Origin of the sequence: Schleiferilactobacillus harbinensis, assembly GCF_008694105.1 — a bacterium.
GTDB classification, from domain to species: domain Bacteria; phylum Bacillota; class Bacilli; order Lactobacillales; family Lactobacillaceae; genus Schleiferilactobacillus; species Schleiferilactobacillus harbinensis.
The window spans coordinates 2,335,528-2,358,935 of sequence record NZ_CP041364.1 but is presented as its reverse complement, the minus strand read 5'-3'; the positions used below and the strand labels follow the sequence as shown (position 1 = coordinate 2,358,935).

Below are 23,408 nucleotides of genomic sequence, written 5' to 3'. Positions count from 1 at the left end.
TATTATACGGGTCTTGATCGTAGTATTTTCTGGTGCAATAGAGGAGGAAACGCTTTATGTCCAATGCCACTGACATCTTTACTGCTATTCAAAACGATCCACAGAATCGTGAGTTTACGAACCAAGGCATCCAACCTCTGTACCACATTGAACCCCAAGCCACGATCCTATTGGTCAGCCAAGCCCCCAGCCGCAAAGCACAACAGGAAATGACTTACTGGGACGACGCCAGCGGTAGGCGGCTGCGGGAGTGGATGGGCGTGACAGACGAAGAATTCTACCACTCGGGGGCAATTGCTGTGCTGCCGCTGGACTTTTATTATCCTGGCAAGGGCAAGCAGGGCGACTTGCCGCCGCGCAAGGGTTTTGCTGAAAAATGGCACCCGCCGTTGCTGGAATTGATGCCGCATATTCAGTTGACCTTACTGATTGGACAATATGCGCAACGGTATTATCTGGGCCGGCGGCGGAAAAAGACATTAACGGACACGGTGGCACATTATGCGGAGTATCTGCCAGATTATTTTCCATTAGTACACCCATCACCGCTCAATTATGGTTGGATGAACCATCATCCATGGTTTGCGGAACAAGTTGTCCCCGCGCTGCAAACTCAAGTCCGCCGACTAATCTAAGCCGAGCAATCTTAGACCACTTTGAAGTACCGGTGCAGCCAACAAGGCATGCTGCGTGGTACAATCGGTATCTTCCCGGAGCTTCGCAGCCAGAGGAAGATGCCGATTTTTCGTTTCGAAAGGAGCACGCGATGCTGAATCCAGCACAGTTTCCGGCCATGTCAATCACCACTGGCGGGCACACCAAAGATAACCTGCGCCAAGCCCTCGATCAAGCAGGTATTCAGTGCAGCGCCCATGCCGAGGCGCTGTTCGATGACCCACGCTTTACGATTTCCCCAGAGCCGCACGCGGCGACCGTACTGTTTATCACCGTTGCCGAGCTGGGGTTGCCTAAAGGCGCCAACTTGCCGGTTATCTTCGCCCAAGCAGAGAACAGCGGCTTGACTTTATGTCCCCTGGAACTGGCCGTTGATCTGCGGCTCCAATGGCGTGACCAAGGTCAGAGCACCAATCACGACCTGCACCGGCACGAGGCACCCCAGGGGGCCGTGACGGTGGCTTCCCCGGTGGCCGATCCGGATCCCGGGCGGCCTAAGGGCTACTACCTGCGCAACGTTGCCGGCCAGCTTTGGCTGCGGGGGTATATTTGTGATGATGAGTATATTTGGCAGCCAGCGGATCAGTTTGCTTTTCTTTCTAGAAAATAATAATAGCAACATCGAGCCTGCTCACACGCCATAATGACGTGCGGGCAGGCTTTTCTGATACCTTGAAGAAGCGTTGAAACGGTATACTGAATAAAGAAATGGAGTGAGTTCAATGCCCGCATTACGTGTCGCCACCTACAACATTGCCGCCGGCCAAAACCCTGACCCGCAAGCCATCAATCGCCTACTCACGGAAGAAACCCTCGACCTGATCGGCGTCCAAGAAGTCGACCGCCATACCCGCCGCAATCCCTATGATATGCCAGCGGCCATCGCTGGTACCCGCTACCACGCTGCCTTTGCCCCCGCCATCCCAGTCATGGGCGGGGATTACGGGATTGCCCTTTTCTCCCGTGAACCACTGCTGAATGTTACCAATCATCACTACACTCATTTTGGCGAGGAGAAACGAGTGTACCAGCATGGCGTTTATGAAATTGCTGGGACCCCGCTGTCCGTCTACAATACCCACCTGTCGTTTGAAACACCGGCCCTGCGGCAACTACAGGTAGCGGAATTGACCGCGGCGATGCATGCGGATCCGATTCCCCGGCAAGTCCTGTTTGGCGATTTTAATATGGATCAAAGCCGCCAAGAGTGGGATTATTTTGATTCCGCCTTGCGCCGGGCCAATGGCGGGGCCGGCGGCTGGTTTGATACTTTCAACGGCCGAGACGCGGGGATGCAGTCGTTTGCCATTGATAATATTTTGGTGACCCCAAATATTCAGCTTAGCCAAGTTCGCGTCCCCTCGCGTATTTTGTCCGATCATCAGCTGCTGGCGGCAACGTTAATCTTTTGAACTCCGGCAGTCAGCGCTCAAAAGCGAGACAACAGGGACCTTTTTTTCAGTCTGTACGATTCCGGATTCCCTTACAATGAAGGCAGTTCAAGTCACGTTGTGAGTAAGGGGGTAAAGGAGCATGTCTGTAAAACTGGAAGAAGAGGAATTACAGCAGCTATACCAGGATGCCCATCAATCTCAAGGCCGGCTATTGAGAGGGGGGACAGAGCAATGCATTTACGAGCGATGCAATATGCCATTGCCCAATGCGTGACCGCCCCGGGCACCTTAACCTGGGCAGAATTGGGCTATTGGGCTGATCACTACAACGACGGCAACCCAACGCTAATGCGGTCAGAGCAAGAAGGGGTGGCAGTCCATGACCTACATCCATAAATTGGTCGATGTACCGGTTCTTGGCAATTTACCGGTGCAGTACATTATTTCCGAGGGCAAGAAAGATGTTGAACCGGTCCCGAAACACTGGCATGCGGCATTAGAAGTCAATTGTGTGCTGCGTGGACAGGCTAGTGTTTACATGGCTGGGCAAACCTATTTGATGCGAGCTGGTGACGCGTTGGCGATTAATTCTTTTGCAGTACACGCCGGTCAAATTCTCTGCCATGCAGAAGCTGATTACCGAATTATCACCTTTCTATACCCGATTGAGCGGCTCTATGCTTTGATTCCCAATTACAACGCGCTGGTGGTATCGCTGGCTCCAAGTGATGAAAGGACCCCGGCACAGCAGAGTGCATACCATCAGTTGTATCAGGCATTCGACTTGTTTTATCAATTGGAGCAGGGCGAGCCCCCATTTTTTCGCATTGATCAGCAGGCGCTCTGCTATCAGATCCTATACCTATTGTTCAAGAATTTCTCCGCGCGGCGGCCACCAGACACCCAATATATTCCGAATCGGTGCAGCCACCCGCAATTATACGAAGTAGTGGACTACATCTTGAAGCACTACATGGAGCCGCTGCATCGCGATCAGATTGCTAAAGCCTGCGGCTACTCCACCCGGCACCTGGCGAATCGGTTCAAGGCCACGTACCAATTGAGCTTGATGCAGTACGTCACCCGTATCCGGGCACTCAAGGCCATGCAGCTGCTGCAAACCACGGAACAGCCGCTCAGTTGGATCGCGGCTAAAGTTGGTTTTTCTTATCCCTATGCCTTAACCAAAGCCTTCAAGCACGCCTTTGGGCTGACTCCGACTGAATATCGCAGACTGAAGCTGCGGCGTAATTAGCTGATTTACTGTCTGAATTTGAGTGAGATACCATTCCATCCATGAAATTAATATAAACGACCTAATCTCAAGCGAAGATAGGTCGTTTTTTATGTCTATTGGCAGCAAAAGATGAATACAATAGATACACGTTAAGAGAGATGGAGATGATGCATAGCTTATCATTTTTACAGAAGTGGATAACGTGTGTTGTTGTATCGCTATACTGAGCCAGCGAAACCGCTGGACCGGTACATAAGCAACTAGGAGAAGGGGACGAATCAGTATTATGAAAAAACATTTCTATCATCGCTTGGCCATTAGCGGGGCACTGGCCATTACCTTGGCCGCACCAGCAGCGTTGACGCTCGTTGCCGCTGGACCGGTCGTCCACTTGGTGGATGCGGATCAGATTTCGAACAATCCCATTCCGGATAAAACGACTGATCGACAGTTGACGATCCATAAATACCAATTGCCTAAGGACTTTGATACCAGCAAGCTGATGCCGGGCAATGGGAGCATCGACGACGCGAAGAACTTGCCCGCACAGGCCAAACCACTGGCGGGAGCGAAATTTACGGTTCAAAAGATAGAGCCTGTATCTGGACAGAAACTGGATCCCAACAATTCCGGATCCTACACCGTGGATAGCACGTTTGCCGTACAGACGATGACGACCGGCGCGGACGGCACGGCATCGCTCAATTTTGGCCCGGCCGATGGGACGTATCTCGTGACTGAGCAGGAAACGGACGCGACCAAGGGATTGAAGATGGCGGCGCCATTCTTTATTGCGGTGCCGTTAACGGTCCATCACGTGGATAAAGATGGCGAGACTGATCAGGGCACGCAACTGAACTATGACGTGCACGTTTACCCGAAGAACTATATCGATAAAGGGATTCCCATCGATAAAACGGTCAACTCCGGCCACCATGAAGACGGTAAGGATGGTGATGACACTGAAAAGGTCACCACGGCCACGGTTGGCCATGACGTGACGTGGAACCTGGAAAATGGTATTGCCCAGAATATTGCCAAGGCCAAAGATTTCGTCATTACGGATCAATTAGACCCGCGCTTGGATTTCTCGGGGATCAAGGGGTTCCGTTTGGGCTATTACGATCCGGCGGATAAAGTGGCGACCTTGCATGATGCGGCCAAGCTGGACCTGACGGCGGGGACAGATTACACCGTGACCCCGGCACCGGGCCAAAGCGGCACGGTAACGATCACCTTCACCCCGGCGGGGCGCCAGAAGTTGGCGGACAGCGTCACCTTCAGTACGACTAAATTCGATGAAGGCGGTAATGCGCTCGCTTACGCCAAGGCGGATACCAAGCAGGAACACCCAGTGGTGCTGGTCACGGACTTAGGGACCAAGGTGAACAAGCATGTGCTGGATAAAGGAAAATACGGCCCAATCGACAACAAATTCACGGTCACCACTGACGGCAAGACCACGCCGCCGTCGGACAATCCCCATGTGCCGCCGATTCCGGACAAACCGACCCCGCCGGACACGCCGGTGATTCCTAAAGTGCCGAAGGTCTACTTCGTTAATGTCGGCGCAACGAAAGTCAGTCAAGAAGATGCCAAGGCGTTGGCCGGAGCGACATTTGCCATCGCCGATACGGCAGAAAATGCCCGCGCTGGCCGCTATATTCAAGTGGCACCGGACGGGACGTATGTGTATCCTGGTGACGACCATTATGACGATCAAGACAACCGACCGCTGACCCAGGAATCGAATGCTGACGGGCTAGTTACTTTCCAGGGTTTGAAGGCCAAGGATGCCCAACAGGCAGATGATAAACAAGACGTCAAAGCAGACTTCAGCCGCCCGTATTATCTGGTTGAAACCAAAGCACCCGCGGGTTACGGCTTGATTAAAAAGCCGATTGAAGTGACTGGGGACCCGGTCGCAGCGGCTGATCCAGCAGCCGTGAAAATTGAGGATCCGCGGCACACGCCGGTTACACCGGATTTCCCCCTTACTGGGAGTCAAGGACTGCTGATTGTCGGCGTGATTATCGTGACTGCCGGCGGATTAGCCTTTGTCGCTAAGCGCAAGAGTGACGCAGCACGATAATCATGGCAATTCTGGGGTGGTATGCGGCCACGATCGCGCATGGACCATAAGAAGGGGGGCACACTGCGATGAGAAGACCACGCCGCCGCTCCCTAAAGCAGCGCGTCTATCGCTGGCTTTACCGGGGGCTGCTCAGCTTGGCCGTCGGCGCGGCCCTCTATGTGGTCATTGCGGACCAATTAACAGCTGCGCAATGGGGGCAGGCCACGGTGCGTTACAGCCGCGCAACGGCCCAGATGAGTGCTGCGGCGATCAGCCGTCAGTGGCAGATGGCGATCAGTTATAACGCCATGGTGCGCCGGCGCCAGCAAGGCGATGAGACCGCCCGCTCAGCTTACCGGTATCGGCAGATTCTTTGGCTGGATGCCCAAGGGACCATGGCCACGCTGACGATCCCGGCGATTCACTTGAAAATGCCGATTCGTCATGGCACTGATGCCCACACTCTTGAACAGGGTATCGGCCATTGGCCGCGGTCGTCACTGCCCATTGGCGGTATGAGCAATCGGCCGATCATTACCGGCCACAGCGGCATCGCCGGGCAGATATTGTTTACCAATATTGAAAAACTGCGGCGCACCGATACGTTTTACATTCAAGTCTTGAACCGGACTTTGAAGTACCAAATTACCAAGATCAGCCGGGCCCGGCCGCAGCAAATCACTCAGGGCAATATTGTGGTCGGGCAAGACGAAGCGACCCTGCTCACGTGCTGGCCGATTGGTATCAATACGTATCGCTTGCTGGTCACTGGCCGCCGGGTGCCCTATCATCCTCGGGATGAGCACCAGCCTGTCGCTGTTCGGGACTGGTGGACCATTGATCACCTGCTGCTGTTGGGGTTAGTCCTTCTGGCCGGGGTGGGCAGTTTACGTTATGTGCACAAGAAATTGAGGGGGCAAAAGAAATGAAGACCATTTGGCGCTGGCTGATTATGCTGGGCGCGCTCTGGACCCTGCTCGGGCCATTACCGGTCGCCGTCGCTGGAACATCTGCGCCGCAACCGCCAGCACCGACTTATCATGTGCAGCTCACCGCGCGCACGATTGATCAGCAGGCTGCGCCGGGCGTGCCATTCTCGCTGGTGCCGATTCACGCGGCGGGCACTCAGGCCGTGGCGGCTGCCGACGCGCGCACCTACACTGTAGTGGGCCCAGCCCAACGTCAAGTTGCAGACGCGGCTGGTCTGGTGCAGTGGCAATTGCCAGCGGGGGATTATGTCGTCACGCAGGAACAATCGCCGCAGTATCAAGCAACGCTGAAGCCGTTTTTGATCAGCTTGCCCGCCATGGCCCAGGGCAGCCAATTGACCATCACCGCAAAACCAATCCGTACTGTGTCGGCAGAGCCAACCACCCCGCCGGTGTCCCCCAGCCCCGCCGCTCCGGCTATCTCGGGCAGTACCGGCGCCGGGCAGCCGCCCGTTAGCCCGGCAGTGGGGACCAAACCCATCCTGCAAACGGCGGCCAGCGTCACGCCGCCTTGGCCGCTGGTGATCATCGGCGGTTTGCTGCTGGCCGGGCTCATTGGCCGCGGGTTCGTGCTGCATGATATACGAAGGAGGCGCTCAGTTGACCAAAATTAGACGCTTATATCTTATCCTTTGGGGAGTATTGCTCAGCCTGGTTGGCGCCGCCTTAATCGCTCAGCCAGTTGTTCAAGCAGCGGTCGCCGATTGGCCCAGCTACTGGCAAGCCGGAGATTATCCCACGGCAAATACGCCGCTGAAAGACGATCACCATCCGCAGACCATTGTCGTCCCAGACGCTGAAAAGGCCGAAGCAATCAAAGGGGATTACAGCTTTATCCCGAATTTCACTTCCCAAACCCAAGTCTACCTGGTGCAAAATGGCCGCGCTCAGCGGCAATCGACCTGGCGTACACACCAAGTATTTAATCAAGCCGAAATTGATGCCAGCCATCCCTACTTGTATTACACAAACGTCGGGTTCTATACCCCCGCGGGATCGAATACACCAGTGGCCATCGACATTAAAGAGACTTTTGAACACGTGAATTCTCAACCTAGCGGGATTTGGCCCCTGCAAACGCTGGGAAAAACCTGGTTTGGCCAAAATTCGGTAATCACCGACGATCCGGCGGGCGGCGAGTTGAACTTTGACCGCAGCATCGGTTCGAATCTGCTGTCTGTGGCCCATACTTACGACGGCACCACGACATCACTGGCGTTACCACAGTCTTACGGATATCGGCCGGCCACTATCCGCATTGAGTTCTATAGTCATCCAGTCTTCAATAACGATTATGCTGGTCAGGGCACCCCGCTGAAGGATGGTCAAGTGAATCCGGCGGTGGTACAGCCGGCCCAAGTGGCGGGAATGCTGACATACGGGGATATCGACAACGATGAATCGGTGGACGTCAAATCCGATGCCAAACTGAATAATGTGTATGTAACCAACTATTCACCGGGCTTTCTTCCCTTTATATCCGATCATTCAGACCCCGTTGCCGGGCGGGTGGTCAACGATCATGAACTATTCTTCGGGTCCACCTGGCACGGCGGTTTGCTGGGCCGACCGGATGCGGCCGCGACGGATCAGAATCATTGGGTCACCTTCACTTATCAGCCGACTCATGATTTGTATTTATCGATCAATGCGTCCCACTCCAAGGTCCCTTACTTTCCGCGCAGCTTAGTCCCAGTGGAATTTCCGCCGCCAGTCAAATTTGGCTTGATTCTGCCTGAACGCAAACCGGCGGTGACTGATCAAGGGGTATTGTCCCCAGAGAAGCTGGTGAACCGGCAGATTGAGTGGCGGGCCGTATATACCGTACCCGTGCGGGTCTATAAGAATGCCGAACGCAAGGTGCAATTTATCGACGACTTGCCCCGGCCAATGACGACTGCTGTCCAGTTGCATAGTACCTGGTGGGGCCAGCAGCCAGGGGCTAATATTCGGGTTATTCAGGAAGACACCCAGAAAGATGTGCCGGATTTAAAATTGAAGTGCAACACCGATTGAGTTAGACCAATCGACCGGGTTGATTTAACAAAATAGGCCATGAAGACCTATCCTTGAAGCGACTAAACTACCAAGAAAGGTGACCTTCATGACCCACAATCAGTCTAACAGTCTCGGCTCGTACACTCAACTCACAGAGGGCGAGCGCGGAATAATTGATGCGCTTTGGCACTCCCATGAATATTCCATTCGCGATATTGCACACATCATCCATCATTCCCCTAGTACGGTAAGCCGTGAGCTTAAGCGCGGCCGAGTCCAGCAACGGGATTCGAATTATCATTACTACAAGGATTACTTCTTTGATGCTGCCCAACGACAACACGAAGAACGACAGACCCATTCCCACGCCAAGAGCATGTTGGAGAAGTGTACCTACTTCTTTAACTGGCTGACCGCTCAGATCAAGAAGCATGCGTATCGTGAACAAAGTATTGATGGGTACGTGCATCAGTTCCAGCAACTCTGGCCTAATCGTTCGTGCCCCTCAACGCCGACCGTGTATCGCTACATTGATGCCGGACTGTTGTCAGTGACCAACATGGATCTGCCTGAGAAGTTGCGGCGTCGCGAGAAAAGGCCAGGCCGTAGTCATGCGCGTAAGAATAAACGCATCGCTGGAACGTCCATCGACAAGCGGCCCAAACAAATCAATAACCGCTGGTTTGTTGGTGACTGGGAAGGCGACCTGGTGAAGGGGAAGCGTTCTGCCGACCAACCAGCATTACTCACCCTGACAGAACGTGTCACACGTTATGAGCTGATCTACAAGATCCCAAACTATCACGCCCGGACTTGCTTAGAGGCCATGCAATACGTTCTGAACACACATGATCCTTATCTATTCCACTCCATCACCTTCGACAACGGTTCTGAGTTCGCCCTCTTGGACCAACTCAGAGGAACAAAGATCTACTACTGCCATCCCTATACACCCAGTGAACGTGGCAGTAACGAGAATGCCAACGGCTTGATTCGAGAATTCATTCCAAAGGGTCAATCACTATGGGAAGTCTCTAAGGAGAAGATTCGTAAGATCCAAGATGTCTTAAACCACCGGTTAAGGAAGTGCCTTGGATACCGCAGCGCAATCGCGGCGCTCCAGGCCTCCCCCCTGGGCCTGGAGGAATCCCTGCCCACTACCTAAACCAATTCACATGGATGAGTCTTCACTGTTGCACTTAATTTGACAATTCGGGCCCAGAAAGATGTGACGGATTGGTTCGACTTTCAAGGCACCCAGCTGGGTAGTGATGGCCAGCCGCACATTATCGCGTCGGCGCTGTCTTCCACGCTGAATAACCACAATGACGACTTTACCAAGAGCTTCTATGGGCACAACTATTCTTTGGTCATCACGGCCACGATTACCGATAAAAACCAGTCGGTGGCAGACATTGCCAGTCACTACAATGCCCAGACCGGCGAGTACACCTTCGCTAATCAGGCGTGGCTCGTGGCGACCAAGCGGATTCAAGAAGGACCGGATACCTTCACGTTTGTGGATGACAAAAAGCCGTCGAACGTGGCCCATGTCAAATTCAGTGGGGTGCGGCCGGTCCACGTCCTGTATGCTGAGGCCGACCAAGCGGGCAATTTGGCCTTAGATGACCAGGGCCGCCCCAAGCTGCAGTTTCGGGCGGATAAAGATTGGCAATATCCAGAAGGGGCCAGCCTGGACAAAATCAAACTGGCCGAACCGTTCAACGTGGCGGGCAAAACAGCAGCTGGGGAAGATTGGGTACCGCGGCAATTTACGGATCACCAGCAAGTCTATACATTTGTCAAAATCGACAGCGCAGCCGATGCCCGCCGCCTGGCACCATATCAAACTGCCGATTGGCTGAATCACCGGACTGACGGTCGGTACAAGCACCATGACCAATATATTCTGGCCCTCTACCGGCGCAAGCCGACCAGATTGCCGCTGGATAAAACGGTGAACACGGGCCATCACGCCGATGGCCAGACTGGCGATGATACTGAAAAGGTCACCACCGCCACCGTCGGCCATGACGTGACATGGAATCTGGAAACGGGAATTGCTCAAAACATCGCCGCAGCTAAAGACTTCATCATGACGGATCAATTAGACCCGCGCCTGGATTTCTCGGGAATCAAAGGATTCCGTTTAGGGTATTACGATTCTGCAGATAAAGTCGCGACCTTGCATGACGCGGCCAAGCTGGACCTGGCGGCGGGGACGGATTATACCGTGACCCCGGCACCGGGCCAGGGCGGTACAGTGACGATCACCTTCACCCCGGCTGGGCGCCAGAAGTTGGCGGCCAGCGTGACTTTCAGTCCGACGAAGTTCGATGCCGGCGGTAATGCACTCGCTTATGCCAAAGCCGACACTCAGCAAGCGCACCCGGTGGTGCTGGTCACGGATTTAGGGACCAAAGTGAATAAGCATGTGCTGGATAAGGGGAACTATGGGCCAATTGACAATAAATTTACCGTAACGATCAATGGCCAAACCACACCGCCATCTGATGATCCCCAGGTACCGCCGATTCCAGATAAACCCATCCCGCCGAATACACCGGTGACGCCTAAGGTGCCAAAAGTCTACTTCGTCAACGTCGGCGCGACTAAAGTCAGTCAGGAAGATAACCAGGCAACGTTGGCTGGGGCGACATTTGCCATCGCCGATACAGCAGAAAATGCCCGGACGGGGCATTATATCCAGGTGACACCGGAAGGGCGTTATGTCTATCCCGGCGACGACCATTATGGCGACCCGGCCAACCAGCCGCTGACCCAGGAAACGAATCAGGCCGGATTGGTCACCTTCCAAGGATTGAAAGCCAAAGATGCCCAGCAGGCGGACGATCAGCAGGACGTGCAAAAAGACTTCAGCCGGGCGTATTACCTGGTCGAAACCAAGGCGCCAGCAGGTTACGGCTTAATTAAAAAGCCGATTAAAGTGATTGGGGCGGTAATTAAAGCAGCCGATCCGGCGGTCGTGAAAATTGAAGACCCCCGGCATACGCCCGTGACCCCAAGCTTCCCAGCCGCTGGTGCTGCCAGCCTGTTACTGTTGGGCAGCATCATTATGACGGCCGGCAGTCTGGCCGTGATCGTCAAGAAGAAAGCCGGCGCGTAACGTGCGGTGGATCAAATGGCTGAGCCGCATCCTAATCGGCGGTGTCTGTGTTTGGGCCGGCCTCGTACTGTATGGTTATCACTTGACCCAGCAGCGCTCAATACCGCCTGTGGCGATAGTCGGTCGAAACCAAAGGGCGGTGACCGCCCGCCGGCACCGGCTGATTACGCAGGCAGCCTATCCCCACACCCTCGCCCGGGGGCATAATCCAGCTTACGCCCAAGCCCTGATCCAAGCCGATCAGTATACCGCCCAGCAAGCGATTGGGCTGGTCTGCATCCCGGCGGCCAAAATCATTCTGCCAATTTTCCCTGGCACCAGCGACTTCGCCCTATTGAACGGGGTGGGGACATATTGGCGCAATCAGCGGCTGGGTCAAGGCAATTACGTGGTTGCCGCCCACAATTTAAGCGGGCAGAAAGCGTTGCTGAATCCGATGACAGCGGTCAAGCCGGGCCAGCACATCTATCTTACTGATTTTGTTCATCTCGCGACCTATACGGCGGTGAGCAATCGGGTGGTGACGGACCGGCACAGTGAGTTGTTGGCCGTACCGGGTCCGCATCAACCCGCTGAGGTCACCCTGTTCCGCTGCGTTGGCGGCATCGGTACCCCCTGGCGTGAAGTACTGCAGGGACGGCTAACCAGTGAGCAATGGCTGAATCAGGCAGCGCCAGCCTTGCTGCGGCAGATGCGGCTCACAGTTAACAGAACAGTCACTGCCTATCAGGTGAGCCGCAGCCGATCTGCCACGCCGCTGGCGCGCTGGGGCTTAACAAATTATCAAAACATCACGCACCAGTGGGGCTGGGCAGTGGGTGTACTCATCGCGGCTTGGCTTATCGATGTGTTTGGCACACTGCGGCAGCGTCGTGCACCAGTGTCCCATTAACCGGGGCACTATTTCCTCAGAATTGACGAATATGACGAGTATTGCGCCGCTCTGCTATACTTAAGTAAGCACCTGACGCAGTAACGCACGCAGTAAAAGGAGGACTCTCTGAATGGTTCAATACGATTACGATGTGTTATATCTCGGCAGCGGTCACGGCGCTTTTGACGGCGCTGGCCCGCTGGCCGCAACAGGGAAGCGAGTGGGGGTCATCGAAAGCGACATGATCGGCGGCACTTGCCCAAACTACGGCTGCAACGCCAAGATCACGCTGGACGCGCCGGTGGTTTTGCAACGGACCGCCGAACGGATGCAAGGCATCGTGGATGGCGCAGTGACCATTAATTGGGGCAATTTGGTCGCCCACAAGCAAGATGTGATCAAACCGTTGCCCGACGCCATTGGTCATGCACTGACCGGTGCCGGCGTGACCATGATCAACGGCCGCGGCCGGTTGACGGACGCCCATACGATTGAGGTGGCCGGCCAGACCTACACGGCGGATAAAATCGTCATTGCCACTGGCCAGCGGCCGCATCGCTTGGCAATTCCGGGGGATGAACTGGCCCATGACAGTCGGGCGTTCATGGACCTGGCCACGCTGCCCAAGCGTATTGGCATTCTCGGCTCTGGCTACATCAGCATGGAATTTGCCACTATTGCGAACGCGGCGGGGGCTGAGGTTACCGTGTTCATGCGCGGTGACCAAGCTTTGCGGGAATTTCACCAACCCTTTGTTGACCAGGTGATGGCCGATATGCGTCAGCGCGGTATTACTTTTATCCCCCAGGCCAACGTGCACGCACTGATCCAAGAATCCGGTGGCATCGTCGTCCAATATGGTCAAGATCAACAACAGGTCGTTGATTGGGTACTGGACGCCACCGGCCGTATCCCGAATGTTGAAACGATCGGTTTAGATGCTGCAGGGGTGGCATACAGCGCCACTGGCATTCAGGTCAATGATCATCTGCAGACGAATGTGCCGAATATTTATGCATCCGGCGATGTTCTAGACAAAGTGCAGCCTAAACTGACCCCGACCGCTACTTTTGAATCATACTACCTCTATCAACTGCTCAGCGGCCAAACTACCGCACCCATCGACTATCCGGCTATTCCGTCGACGGTGTACACCTCGCCCCGAATTGCTAAAGTCGGTGTGACTCCAGAACAAGCCGCCAAAGGCGATTATCAAGTGGTCCGCAACCATATCCCGGATGATTGGTATCGCCAGATTGACCAGGAAACACTGGGCGATAACGTGCTGATCTACGACGCGGACCAGCATCTCGTGGGCGCTACAGAATTCAGTGCCCAGGCGGAGGACGCCATTAATACCCTGCTGCCGGCGGTGGTGTTCCAGTATACGCCGGAACAGATGTGGCGGCTGGCCCATATTTTCCCGTCGATTAGTGCATCGGCGTGGCATAAGGCGCGGTGAAGCCAGCTATGTACTGATTTAGTATTATTAAAGCAGCAGCCATTATTTGGCTGCTGCTTTTCTTATTGCTAAGAAATATTTCAAAGGAAACGCTTGCATTATATTTTGGCACATGCTATTCTACGATATGGAAAACGTTTTTCTTAGTGAAAGGAGAGGAAGGAGAGTGAAGCCAACCACCATCCGTGATGTGGCCAAATTAGCTGGCGTATCAATTTCAACAGTTTCTAAAGCCTTGAACCAAAGCTCAGCAGTGACCGAAAAAACTCGGCAAAAAATCTTGGCAGCGGCTAAACAGTTGAACTACGTACCCAATAGTATGGGCAAGCAGTTGAAGAGCGGCCGGACAAAAACCATCGGCTATCTAACGAATAGTGTATCTGGCCCATATTTTTATGCGCTAGTAGATGGTATTGCTAAAACGGCTGACAAGTATGGTTACAGCTTGAATATTGTTCTTGCCCGAGGTCCAGAAATGGTGGCACATAATTTATTTGGTACGATGTTTGACGGCTTGATTGTTTTTGCCGAAACAGTCACGAGAGCAGATATCCAGCAATTGGTACGTCGACATATTCCGGCGATTTTCCTGGATCGACAGATTGCTACCGGCTCGGTCGGCAGTATCACGTTTGACTCCTATCAGGCAGGTTATGCAGTCGCCCAATATTTAATCAGTTTAGGAAACAAGAACATTGGTTATATTGCAGGGGTGATTGATAACTACGATAGTGATGAGCGGCAGCGGGGATATATAGCAGCATTGCAGGAACACCACTTACCAGTGACGCCCGCATTTATCCTTCGTGCAAATTACGATGAAACAATGGCCTATAATGCGGTGCGTAAACTAATGGCGGGTACAGCGAAAACAAAGCCGACGGCCTTTATTGCCGCCAATGACGTGATGGCAGTGGGTACAATTCGAGCTATTCAAGACTTGGGCCAGCGCGTCCCGGCCGACATTAGTGTGACAGGGTTTGATGATGCCGAAATGGTTCGTTTCTTCCGTCCAACTTTGACGACAGTCCATAACCCCATTGAGCAGCAAGGAGTTATGGCAGTTGAACAGTTGATTCAAATTATTTCGCAAAAAAAGACGGGCAGTTCAGAGACATTAAATGGTGAGTTGTTGATTCGCGAATCAACAAATAATTCGTGGGCTAACAAAGATAAATGATGACAAGTGTGCTACGAGGAGGAAAAGGATGTGAAGAAATTTTTTGCGTTTGACATTGGCGGTACGTCAATCAAATGGGGCATCGTGACGCAGCAAGGGAGAATATTAAGTAAAGGTGCTTTTAAAACGGCTAAAAAGCGTGAAGAAATCTTAGGGGATATGGCCACCGTGGTAATTGAGGCTCAACAAACCTATACGCTCTCAGGCGTTGGTATTTCTGCGCCAGGGATCGTACGCCAGGACGGTTATATGATTACTGGCGGGGCAATTGATGAGTTTTTCGAATTTGCTCTGGCGAGTTCATTTCAGAAAGTAGTTCACCTACCCGTGCGGGTCGAAAACGACGCTAATGCAGCTGCTTTAGCAGAACATTGGTTAGGCAATGCCCAAGGAATCAGCAATTATATCTGTGTGGTGTTGGGTACCGGTGTTGGTGGAGGTATTGTCTGCAACGGCGATATCTATCGCGGTGCACATGGCATGGCCGGGGAATTTGGCTGGAACATTACTCGAGATTACGATCGAGCCAACAAATTGGAAGATTATTCCTTGAATTGGAGTGCGTCGGTCGTTAATGGATTAGTTAAACGGTACAACGATTCAATGCAACAAATTGATCCAGACTGGTCAGATGAAGAAGATGCCCGGGTAGTTTTGACCAGAGGTTTTGCAAATGATCCGATCGCAGCCCCAGTAGTCAATGAATTCCTAGAAAGTATTGCCATTATGCTCTTGAATCTATTTGCACAATTTGACCCAACCGTAATTCTCATTGGCGGCGGCATTAGTGCAAATCACGAATTCATGGCGCACCTACAGGCCAAAGTGACAGAATTTATCAGTCGGCACCATAGTCTGAATGGAATTCGTGATATTGCATTAGGCTATGTTGCTCCGACCAAGTTGCGGAACGATTCGGGGCTGATTGGTGCAGTTTATCCACTTGTTCGGTCCGTTCTTGTTACTGAAAAATAAAAACGTTTTGATTGGAGGGAGTGCTTTTGGAAAAAGCAGCAGGCGCGCCGAATAGGCCGCAAAATCGGCCGCAGCCGAGTGCCTTTCGCCGGTTTATTCAGCAGTGGCGCTTTCAGGCAATGATTTGGCCGGGAGTTATCCTAATGATCCTGTTCAATTTTGTACCGATGTATGGACTAATTATTGCCTTTAAAGACTACTCAGTACTCGATACGATTGCGAATGCCCAATGGGTTGGCTTTAAGTACTTTCAGGATTTCTTCAGCGATAAAATGTTCTGGCTGGTAATGAAAAATACGTTGGGTATCAGCCTATGGAAGCTAGTCGTTGGCTTCCAAGGGGCCATCATGTTGGCAGTCCTAATCAATGAATTAATCCATTCACACTTCAAACGATTTGTTCAAACAATTTCGTATCTGCCCCACTTCCTGTCTTGGGTTATCCTGGGCGGAATGGTTATCCTTTGGTTGTCTGACACGGGCATGGTCAACAGCACGTTGATCTCACTGCATCTCATTGATAAGCCCATTCAGTTTATGTCGAATGCCAACAGCTATTGGGCAATTGCCGTGCTGTCAGATGTTTGGAAGGAAATTGGCTGGAACACAATCTTATACTTAGCCGCTATGACGGCCATTGATCCATCACTGTATGAAGCTGCCAAGATTGATGGGGCATCTAAATGGCAGCAAATCACCCATATTACGATTCCCGGTATCCGGACTATGATTGCCCTGACGCTGATTTTGTCAATTGGGGGACTGATCGGGTCCAACCTGGACCAGACGTTGGTATTACAGAACTCGCTCAACTATAACGCCAGTGAAGTGCTGAATTCCTACGTTTACCGGATGGGTATCAAGCAAGGGAACTTCTCCTATGCGACGGCAGTTGGTATTTTCCAATCAGTTGTGTCATTGATCCTGGTTGTCCTGAGTCGTTGGGGCACCCGCAAGATCTCTGATGAAAAAGTATTCTAAGGGGGCGGGCAGATGCGTTTATCAAAAAGCGAAAAAGCGTTCAACATTCTCAATTTGATTTTTATGATCTTCTTCGTGGCAATTATTGCCCTGCCACTGCTAAATATTTTGGCTTTATCTTTCAACGATGCCAATGATTCATTGCGCGGCGGCATCTACTTTTGGCCACGCCAGTTTTCCGTAGAAAGTTACAAAACGGTGTTTGAAAACCAGGCGATTTACTTGGCTTTCGGAGTATCGGTGTTAAAGACGGTGGTCGGTGTTGTGCTTCATACATTTGTAATCGCTATCTCTGCCTATGCGTTGACCCGAGAAGATCTGGTGGGGAGAAAGTTTTATACCACCTTGGGTATTTTGGCCATGTTTGTCTCTGGTGGATTGATCCCGACTTTTCTGGTATTCAAAGCCTATGGCCTGCTCAACAATTTCTGGGTATACATTCTGCCGGTCCTGTTTTCTTTCTACGATGTCATTATCATGATGAACTTCTTCAAGGGGATTCCCCGGTCATTGGAAGAGTCAGCCATGATTGATGGCGCGAAGCCATTCACAATTTTCTTCAAGATTATTATCCCGTTGTCAATGCCAGTCATTGCGACCATCGCTTTGTATCACGGTGTCTATCAGTGGAATGATTATATGACAGCAAACATTTTCGTGGATAACGAGAAACTCTTCCCGCTGCAACAGCTGTTGTATCGGGTCATCGCCCAGAACATTTCACCTGCAGCGCAAACTGGTGCAGCCGTTGCTCGCAAGACGACGTCGCAGTCGCTGCAACTGGCAACGATGGTCATTACTACAATTCCGGTGGTCATTGTCTATCCGTTCCTGCAGAAATACTTTGTCAACGGACTGACCCTTGGGGCAGTCAAAGAATAGTGGTACCAAAAATGAGGAGGAAACATCAATGAAGAAGAAATCATTATTGCTTGTTGTTGCAGCGGCCATCTTTTCCCTTGGCTTAGCAGCCTGCGGCGGCAGCGGCTCATCATCGTCCAATTCCGCGAGTTCGCTGCCGGCGGCCCGGTTTAAGCCATCGGCCAAGACACCGAGTTGGCAAAAGGATAAGAAACACTCCGTTACTTTGACCTGGTACGTGAACTACGACTGGTTCAAGCGGGCACCGTGGGGGAAGGATGCTGTTTCGGCCAAGATCAAGAAGGATATGAACGTTGATATCAAGTGGGTTATTGGCTCTGACGAAAAGCTGAACACGATGATGGCCTCAGGCAAACTGCCCGATATTATGACGTTTGACCGAACACTGGCGGTTGCTCAAGAGGCACAAAAGTTTGCTTTACCGTTGAATCAGTTATCGAAGAAGTATGACCCGTATTTCTTGGCTTCTGCAGCAAAACCGCAAACTGTCAAATGGTATACCAAGTCTGACGGCAATATCTATGGTTATCCGAGTTTCTCGTATACTAGTGATGACTATAAGGCCAAAGATGTCCAAGGTGACCAGACCTTCATTGTCCGGAAAGATATTTATGAAAAGATTGGCAAACCGGATATGAGTACGCCGCAAGGCTTCTTAGCGGCCTTGAAGAAAGCCAAAGAAGTACAACCCAAGACTGATAATGGCGCAGCACTGGTACCTTTCTCCGGAACCGCATTAGATATTCAAAACGGTGGTGACGGAGCCTTCGGCGGTACTCTGCAGGATTTCTTAGCAATTGCCGTGACCAAGAATAACAAGTGGTATGACCGGGATTCAGACCCTGAATATTGGACTTGGTTGAATACTTTCCGTGAGGCATATAACGACGGCTTAATCACGGATGGGCAGTTTGCCGATAACGATGTCAAGATGAAGGAAAAGCTGACCCAAGGCACTTACTTTGCTTATCTGCACAGTAATACTAAGGGCTTGAACGAATTTATGTCTGATAATAATCGACGGAATCCTAAGGAAGAATACATCGCAATTGATGGTCCAAAGAACTCTAAAGGGGACACTTCGACTTTCTCTGGTGGTTCGCTGAGTGGGTGGACAAATACGTTCATCACCAAGAAGACCACCGATCCGCAAAAGGCGATGGAACTGCTCACTTATCTGGCCTCCAAGGAGGGAACGATGGTTTCGACCTTTGGCGTTGAGGGCGAAAACTACGAAATGAAAGATGGCAAGGCTGTCTTCATGGACGAGACTGAGAAGTTGCGGAATACAGATATCGCCAAGTATGATCTGAAGATGGGCATGGGTAACTATTGGTTTGTATCAGACGATGCCTATGCAATTTCTAAAGGCGAGCAGCCAGCCACGTCCATTCGCCAGTTTGTTGCTTGGGCTAAAGACAAGACGCAACCGCGGTTCCAAGTGGAAGATATCGATCCAACCCCAGGTACTGATCTGGCCCGGTCGTTGACGCAAGTTAACACAACTCGCGTACAGACTTTGGTGAAGGTGATCAAGTCTGGTTCTGAGGCAGACGCCAAGAAGACCTGGAATGCGTTTTTAAAGGACCGCAAGAACAATAAATTTACCGACATCACCGCATATCGCAATAAACAAATTGCTTCTAACTTGAAGAAACTGAAGTAACAGGGTAAGGAGGAAATGCCATGACTTTGGAAAGTCGGTTCTATGCCATCACGGTCATCATTTATCGCGTGTTAGTGGCCAACCTCTTGTTTATCCTGGCGAGTTTACCATTGGTAACTGTTGGTGCATCACTGTCTGGGATGATTGCCGTGTTGCAGGATACGGAAGATCAGAAATATTGGTCAGTGTTCTGGCGGGCTTTCCGCATGAGTTTCTGGTATTCCCTGCCACCAGTATTTTTTAGTGTCATGTCTGCCTTGTTCACTCACCAGTTCCTCGGTAGTGTGGGCAAAGAGAGCTTGCTTATGTGGGGCGTCAGAATGTTATTTACCAGCTTTCTGATTTGCTACAATCTCAATCTCTATGTGTTGCAGGCTAAGCTGCATACGAAGCATTTCTACCAGTTGTTTCGGCTCAGCTTCGTGTTCACAGCAGTCACATTGATGAAGACGGTCCTGTTTCCGATTGGTGCCTTGCTGCTTCTTTACGTATCACTTCGGTTTCTTGGGGGCATCATCATCGTCTTCTTCTGCTCGACATTGATGATGATTTACCTAAAGTTGATTGATTCGTCAGTGAGCCGACTAATATAACCGATCTATTGCCAATCGCCGCCCAATCCTGATTGCTCAGGGTTGGGCGGCGATTTTTGGTGTCACTTGAGTTCTTGGTGCTCTTGACGGTATTGCATCGGCGGCATATTAGTCACTTTTTTAAACATTTTGGTGAAGTAAGAAAAATTAGTATACCCTACTGTTTCCGCAATTTTTTGAATGGTTAAATTGGTGTGAATCAGCAAGTGTTCTGCCTGTTGGACCCGTTGCTGGATAATATAGCTGGTGAGTGAAAGCCCATATTCCTCTTTGAATAGTCGACCAGTGTAATCAGGGTTTAAAAATACGAGATCAGCCAAAACTTCTCGAGAAAGATCGTCACCAAGGTGCTGATCAATGTAATTTTTGAGTTGTAATGCCACATTATCATGGCGATCAATGAACGTCATGTGAGTGACGGCCGTTTTGACTAGGTAAGCAATGAAATCCAGTAGTGACTCAATACTGTTGAGGGAGCGTTTCTGCAGTTGTGCAAAAGTGTCATTTTTAAAAAGTTCATGGGCAGAAATTTGCTGTGCCTGAAGAGCAACGTACATTAACTGGATAAAGTCTTCCCGCAACCGCGCCATATTATCGCGGGTCAATTGCCCGGCAGCATCAGTCCGGCGAAGATAATCCCGGAAGTAGGCAATCACCGCATCGGTGTTATGGGCTGTTAATAATGTTCGAATTTGGTTGTAGTCCGGAGCAACATAGGTGTCTGCTTGCGGCTGGTAATCAGCTAGAGACATCAATGTTCCCCGGTGAATCGCCCTTTTTTCAGCCATGTCGTGAATTTTTGAATAAGTTTGCGGTAGTTTCGTAAATGGTACCGGTGGGCTCGTCAATAGAGAAACTGAAATACCCAATTCCTTGAGTTTTTGTTGAAATTGTTGGGCCGCTTGCTGTGCACTGCCAGTATTCTCTGAACGACTAGGAGTGCTGAAAATCAGGCCATAGTTGCGGTCCTGGATATGAAAGAATGATACCAATTGAAACCCGGCGAAGGTGCGGTGGTTATGATACAGCCGCCAGATAACTTCCTGCACATGGGTCAAATCGGTAGCGTGATCGGCATGACACCACGAAACAATGTTCAAAGTGTGCTGCGGCAGCTTGGCTTGGTCAGCTGAGTCAATACAGCCTGTTACATACTGCCGCCAAATGGTACTGGGCTGAGTACTGCCGGCGGTTCTGCGGGCAGCATCTTCCTGAATTCTTTTCACAGCCTTTTTCACTGTTAACGTAAACTCATCGGGATCAACGGGCTTCAACACGTAATCAAAGCTCTGGTATTCCAGGGCTTTTTGCGCGTAGTTGAAGTCTGCATAGTTGGTTAAAAAGACGAAAAGCGGCTGATAGAACTTCTGCTTGCGCATCCAAGCCAGTAATTCGAGGCCGCTGCCCTGGGGCATTTCGATATCGGAGACCACCAAATCGATGGCCTCTTCAGCAAGAATCTTCTGTGATTGGACCATGTTATAAGCAGTCCAGACCTTTGTAAAGCCCAATGGCTGCCAGTCAATTTGTTGTTCCAAGGCCGAAACGATGTACCGGTCATCATCTACGAGCAGTACTTGCATCATGAGCCAACTCCTTTGGTGTTTTTCCGGTGTGGGCGGGTATTTCAATATCAATAGCGATCCCGCCAGTATCCAAGTTTGTAAAGTGCAGCGCGAAGTCAGTACCATACAACATCCGTAATCGGCTGAATACATTAGCGATGCCAATATGCTGGCCCTGAGAGGGTAATGGCGGATGGCCCTCGTTGAGCTGAGTTAGCAGCGTATCAGGGAACCATGGGCCAGTATTGCTGACCCGCAGATGCAGATAATTTTGTGCATGATGCGTGACGAGGTTGCCGGCCACACCAACTTGGGTTTGCTGGTCAAAAGTCACGCCATACTTAACAGCGTTCTCAACGAAGACCTGAACGATGAGTTGCGGTACGCAGTAAAGATGCAGTGTCGGCGGTACAGTCACAGAGAGGGCCAGTACGTCATGACCGTAACGAATTTGCTGGATTTGGACATATTCCGTCACTAATTGCAGTTCTTCCGCCAATGGAACTAAATCCGCATTAGTCCGCAGCAGGTAGCGCAGGTATTTGGTCGTGGCCATGATCAAGGCATGGGCGTTCTTGGTTTCACTGATTTGAATCATGCTGTCGATTGTCGAGAGAATATTGAGATAAAAATGCGGTCGTAACTGGATGCGCATCAATTGGATTTGCGACTGCTTTTGCGCAATTTCCTGTTCGTACAGTGACAACTTCAACTTCTTGGTTTGAGAAAGCAGCGACCGAATCTGTTCGTTAACCGCATCGATTTCACTGATCCGGTAGTTTTTGATTTTTTCGTCGGCATTGTCCTCTGTGATGACCGACAATGCTGAAGAAAACGAGCGTAACGGAATGGCAAAGTTGCGCCACAGATACACAACACCAACGAAGGCAAGAATGCCAATCACAGTAGACAGCAGAACGATGACGATTTGGATCACTGTCAATTGCTCTGGCAGATTGAATTGGCGAACTGTGATGTGGAGTGAAAATGGCAGGTTGTAATCCTCGCCGTTAAAGCTTAATTGGCGGGCGGTTGCGGCTTTGCGCGTGTTAGGGGATTTGGTTAACGGCAGTCCGTTCAGACTCAGGTAGGCACCATCGCCGGAACGTAATGTACTCTGGCGCAATGGTGCCGTGAGCGATTCTGGCGCGATTACGCAATACAACACGGCCCCTTCGTAGGTTAAGCGATGCAGCAGGTAGATTTTTCCGAGTAACGTGACTTGCTGCCAAGAGGCATCAGACTTTTCTCGGCGGACGTGACTTTGCATGGCCAAGTATCGGTCATAGGACATCTCCAGTGGAGAAATGTTCGCGAAGAAATCGTTGCTGGGCGAGTAGATGAAAAATTGATAGGCGTTACCACTGGAATACTGGAAATCAAAGACCCGGGAACGGATATGTTCCAGCGGCTTAATGGCATCATAGGACTGCTCATTTTTTGGAATAGTCGTTAACAAGGTGAGGTCATCATCGTTGACGATGGTGTACGTCATAAAGTGATCAACAGCCCGGACCGTATGGCTGGTTTGCTGCATATACGCTGCCGTTGTCTGGCGCAACCGGGCAGTCTGTTCTGTCTGGGAAGCGGAGATGGTGAATAGAATTAAGCCGATGTTCAACATCCCCAACACCCCGAGAATGACCATAATGACGCGTACGTAACGAAATACCGAGTAGTCCCCATGCTTTTTCATGATGCTAAGCTCCCCCAATGACACAATTCAGATAATCGTTT

The 23,408-nt window shown here is 51.3% G+C and carries 21 protein-coding genes; 19 read left to right on the top strand and 2 right to left on the bottom strand.

The features are described from left to right. Nucleotides 1-56: 56 nt before the first annotated feature. From FMM01_RS11635 to FMM01_RS11550, 19 genes are all read left to right on the top strand, one after another. The gene (locus FMM01_RS11635) at nt 57-635 is read left to right on the top strand and encodes a uracil-DNA glycosylase family protein (protein WP_150392635.1); all 579 of its coding nucleotides are present in this window, start codon (nt 57-59) and stop codon (nt 633-635) included. 131 nt (nt 636-766) lie between these two features. Continuing rightward, nucleotides 767-1,285, top strand: coding sequence for a hypothetical protein (locus FMM01_RS16535; protein WP_223849935.1), 519 nt, complete (start codon nt 767-769; stop codon nt 1,283-1,285). A 112-nt stretch (nt 1,286-1,397) separates the two neighbouring features. Continuing rightward, the gene (locus FMM01_RS11625; protein WP_150392634.1) at nt 1,398-2,087 is read left to right on the top strand and encodes an endonuclease/exonuclease/phosphatase family protein; all 690 of its coding nucleotides are present in this window, start codon (nt 1,398-1,400) and stop codon (nt 2,085-2,087) included. A gap of 213 nt (nt 2,088-2,300) precedes the next feature. Continuing rightward, complete coding sequence (locus FMM01_RS16305; protein ID WP_155827894.1) at nt 2,301-2,465, top strand: hypothetical protein; 165 nt, start codon at nt 2,301-2,303, stop codon at nt 2,463-2,465. After that, nucleotides 2,449-3,324: an AraC family transcriptional regulator gene (locus FMM01_RS11620; RefSeq protein WP_150392633.1), complete on the top strand. Its 876-nt coding sequence runs from the start codon at nt 2,449-2,451 to the stop codon at nt 3,322-3,324. Before FMM01_RS16305 ends, FMM01_RS11620 begins: the two co-directional genes overlap by 17 nt. Nucleotides 3,325-3,592: 268 nt before the next feature. Beyond that, on the top strand, nt 3,593-5,398 hold the full coding sequence (locus FMM01_RS11615; RefSeq protein ID WP_150392632.1) for a SpaH/EbpB family LPXTG-anchored major pilin: 1,806 nt from the start codon (nt 3,593-3,595) through the stop codon (nt 5,396-5,398). 68 nt (nt 5,399-5,466) lie between these two features. Then, on the top strand, nt 5,467-6,309 hold the full coding sequence (locus tag FMM01_RS11610) for a class C sortase (protein ID WP_150392631.1): 843 nt from the start codon (nt 5,467-5,469) through the stop codon (nt 6,307-6,309). Further along, entirely contained in the window at nt 6,306-6,983 is a 678-nt protein-coding gene (locus FMM01_RS11605; RefSeq protein ID WP_150392630.1) for a hypothetical protein, read from the top strand. Before FMM01_RS11610 ends, FMM01_RS11605 begins: the two co-directional genes overlap by 4 nt. Next, nucleotides 6,970-8,385 carry a hypothetical protein gene (locus tag FMM01_RS11600; RefSeq protein WP_150392629.1) on the top strand — a complete coding sequence of 472 codons (1,416 nt, stop codon included), beginning with the start codon at nt 6,970-6,972 and terminating at the stop codon, nt 8,383-8,385. The genes FMM01_RS11605 and FMM01_RS11600 overlap by 14 nt, the downstream gene beginning before the upstream one ends. A gap of 88 nt (nt 8,386-8,473) precedes the next feature. Next, on the top strand, nt 8,474-9,532 hold the full coding sequence (locus FMM01_RS11595; protein WP_056989697.1) for an IS30 family transposase: 1,059 nt from the start codon (nt 8,474-8,476) through the stop codon (nt 9,530-9,532). 63 nt (nt 9,533-9,595) lie between these two features. Then, nucleotides 9,596-11,494, top strand: a complete 1,899-nt coding sequence (locus FMM01_RS11590) for a SpaH/EbpB family LPXTG-anchored major pilin (protein WP_190973359.1) — start codon at nt 9,596-9,598, stop codon at nt 11,492-11,494. 1 nt (nt 11,495) lies between these two features. Then, nucleotides 11,496-12,386, top strand: coding sequence for a class A sortase (locus tag FMM01_RS11585; protein WP_150392627.1), 891 nt, complete (start codon nt 11,496-11,498; stop codon nt 12,384-12,386). A gap of 112 nt (nt 12,387-12,498) precedes the next feature. Beyond that, nucleotides 12,499-13,830, top strand: coding sequence for a dihydrolipoyl dehydrogenase family protein (locus FMM01_RS11580; RefSeq protein ID WP_150392626.1), 1,332 nt, complete (start codon nt 12,499-12,501; stop codon nt 13,828-13,830). A 46-nt stretch (nt 13,831-13,876) separates the two neighbouring features. Further along, nucleotides 13,877-15,010, top strand: coding sequence for a LacI family DNA-binding transcriptional regulator (locus FMM01_RS11575; RefSeq protein ID WP_150392625.1), 1,134 nt, complete (start codon nt 13,877-13,879; stop codon nt 15,008-15,010). 30 nt (nt 15,011-15,040) lie between these two features. Beyond that, the gene (locus FMM01_RS11570) at nt 15,041-15,985 is read left to right on the top strand and encodes an ROK family protein (RefSeq protein WP_190973358.1); all 945 of its coding nucleotides are present in this window, start codon (nt 15,041-15,043) and stop codon (nt 15,983-15,985) included. A 119-nt stretch (nt 15,986-16,104) separates the two neighbouring features. Further along, nucleotides 16,105-16,965, top strand: coding sequence for an ABC transporter permease (locus FMM01_RS11565; RefSeq protein WP_150393282.1), 861 nt, complete (start codon nt 16,105-16,107; stop codon nt 16,963-16,965). Nucleotides 16,966-16,977: 12 nt separating this feature from the next. Then, nucleotides 16,978-17,847: a carbohydrate ABC transporter permease gene (locus FMM01_RS11560; RefSeq protein WP_150392623.1), complete on the top strand. Its 870-nt coding sequence runs from the start codon at nt 16,978-16,980 to the stop codon at nt 17,845-17,847. 28 nt (nt 17,848-17,875) lie between these two features. After that, nucleotides 17,876-19,513, top strand: coding sequence for a type 2 periplasmic-binding domain-containing protein (locus tag FMM01_RS11555; RefSeq protein ID WP_150392622.1), 1,638 nt, complete (start codon nt 17,876-17,878; stop codon nt 19,511-19,513). Nucleotides 19,514-19,533: 20 nt separating this feature from the next. Further along, nucleotides 19,534-20,106, top strand: a complete 573-nt coding sequence (locus FMM01_RS11550; RefSeq protein ID WP_150392621.1) for a DUF624 domain-containing protein — start codon at nt 19,534-19,536, stop codon at nt 20,104-20,106. Nucleotides 20,107-20,168: 62 nt separating this feature from the next. Here FMM01_RS11550 and FMM01_RS11545 read toward each other — a convergent pair whose 3' ends face one another. Both FMM01_RS11545 and FMM01_RS11540 read right to left on the bottom strand, forming a co-directional pair. Continuing rightward, nucleotides 20,169-21,689 carry a response regulator gene (locus FMM01_RS11545; protein WP_223850071.1) on the bottom strand — a complete coding sequence of 507 codons (1,521 nt, stop codon included), beginning with the start codon at nt 21,687-21,689 and terminating at the stop codon, nt 20,169-20,171. Continuing rightward, on the bottom strand, nt 21,667-23,367 hold the full coding sequence (locus tag FMM01_RS11540; protein ID WP_150392619.1) for a sensor histidine kinase: 1,701 nt from the start codon (nt 23,365-23,367) through the stop codon (nt 21,667-21,669). Before FMM01_RS11540 ends, FMM01_RS11545 begins: the two co-directional genes overlap by 23 nt. Nucleotides 23,368-23,408: the final 41 nt, after the last annotated feature.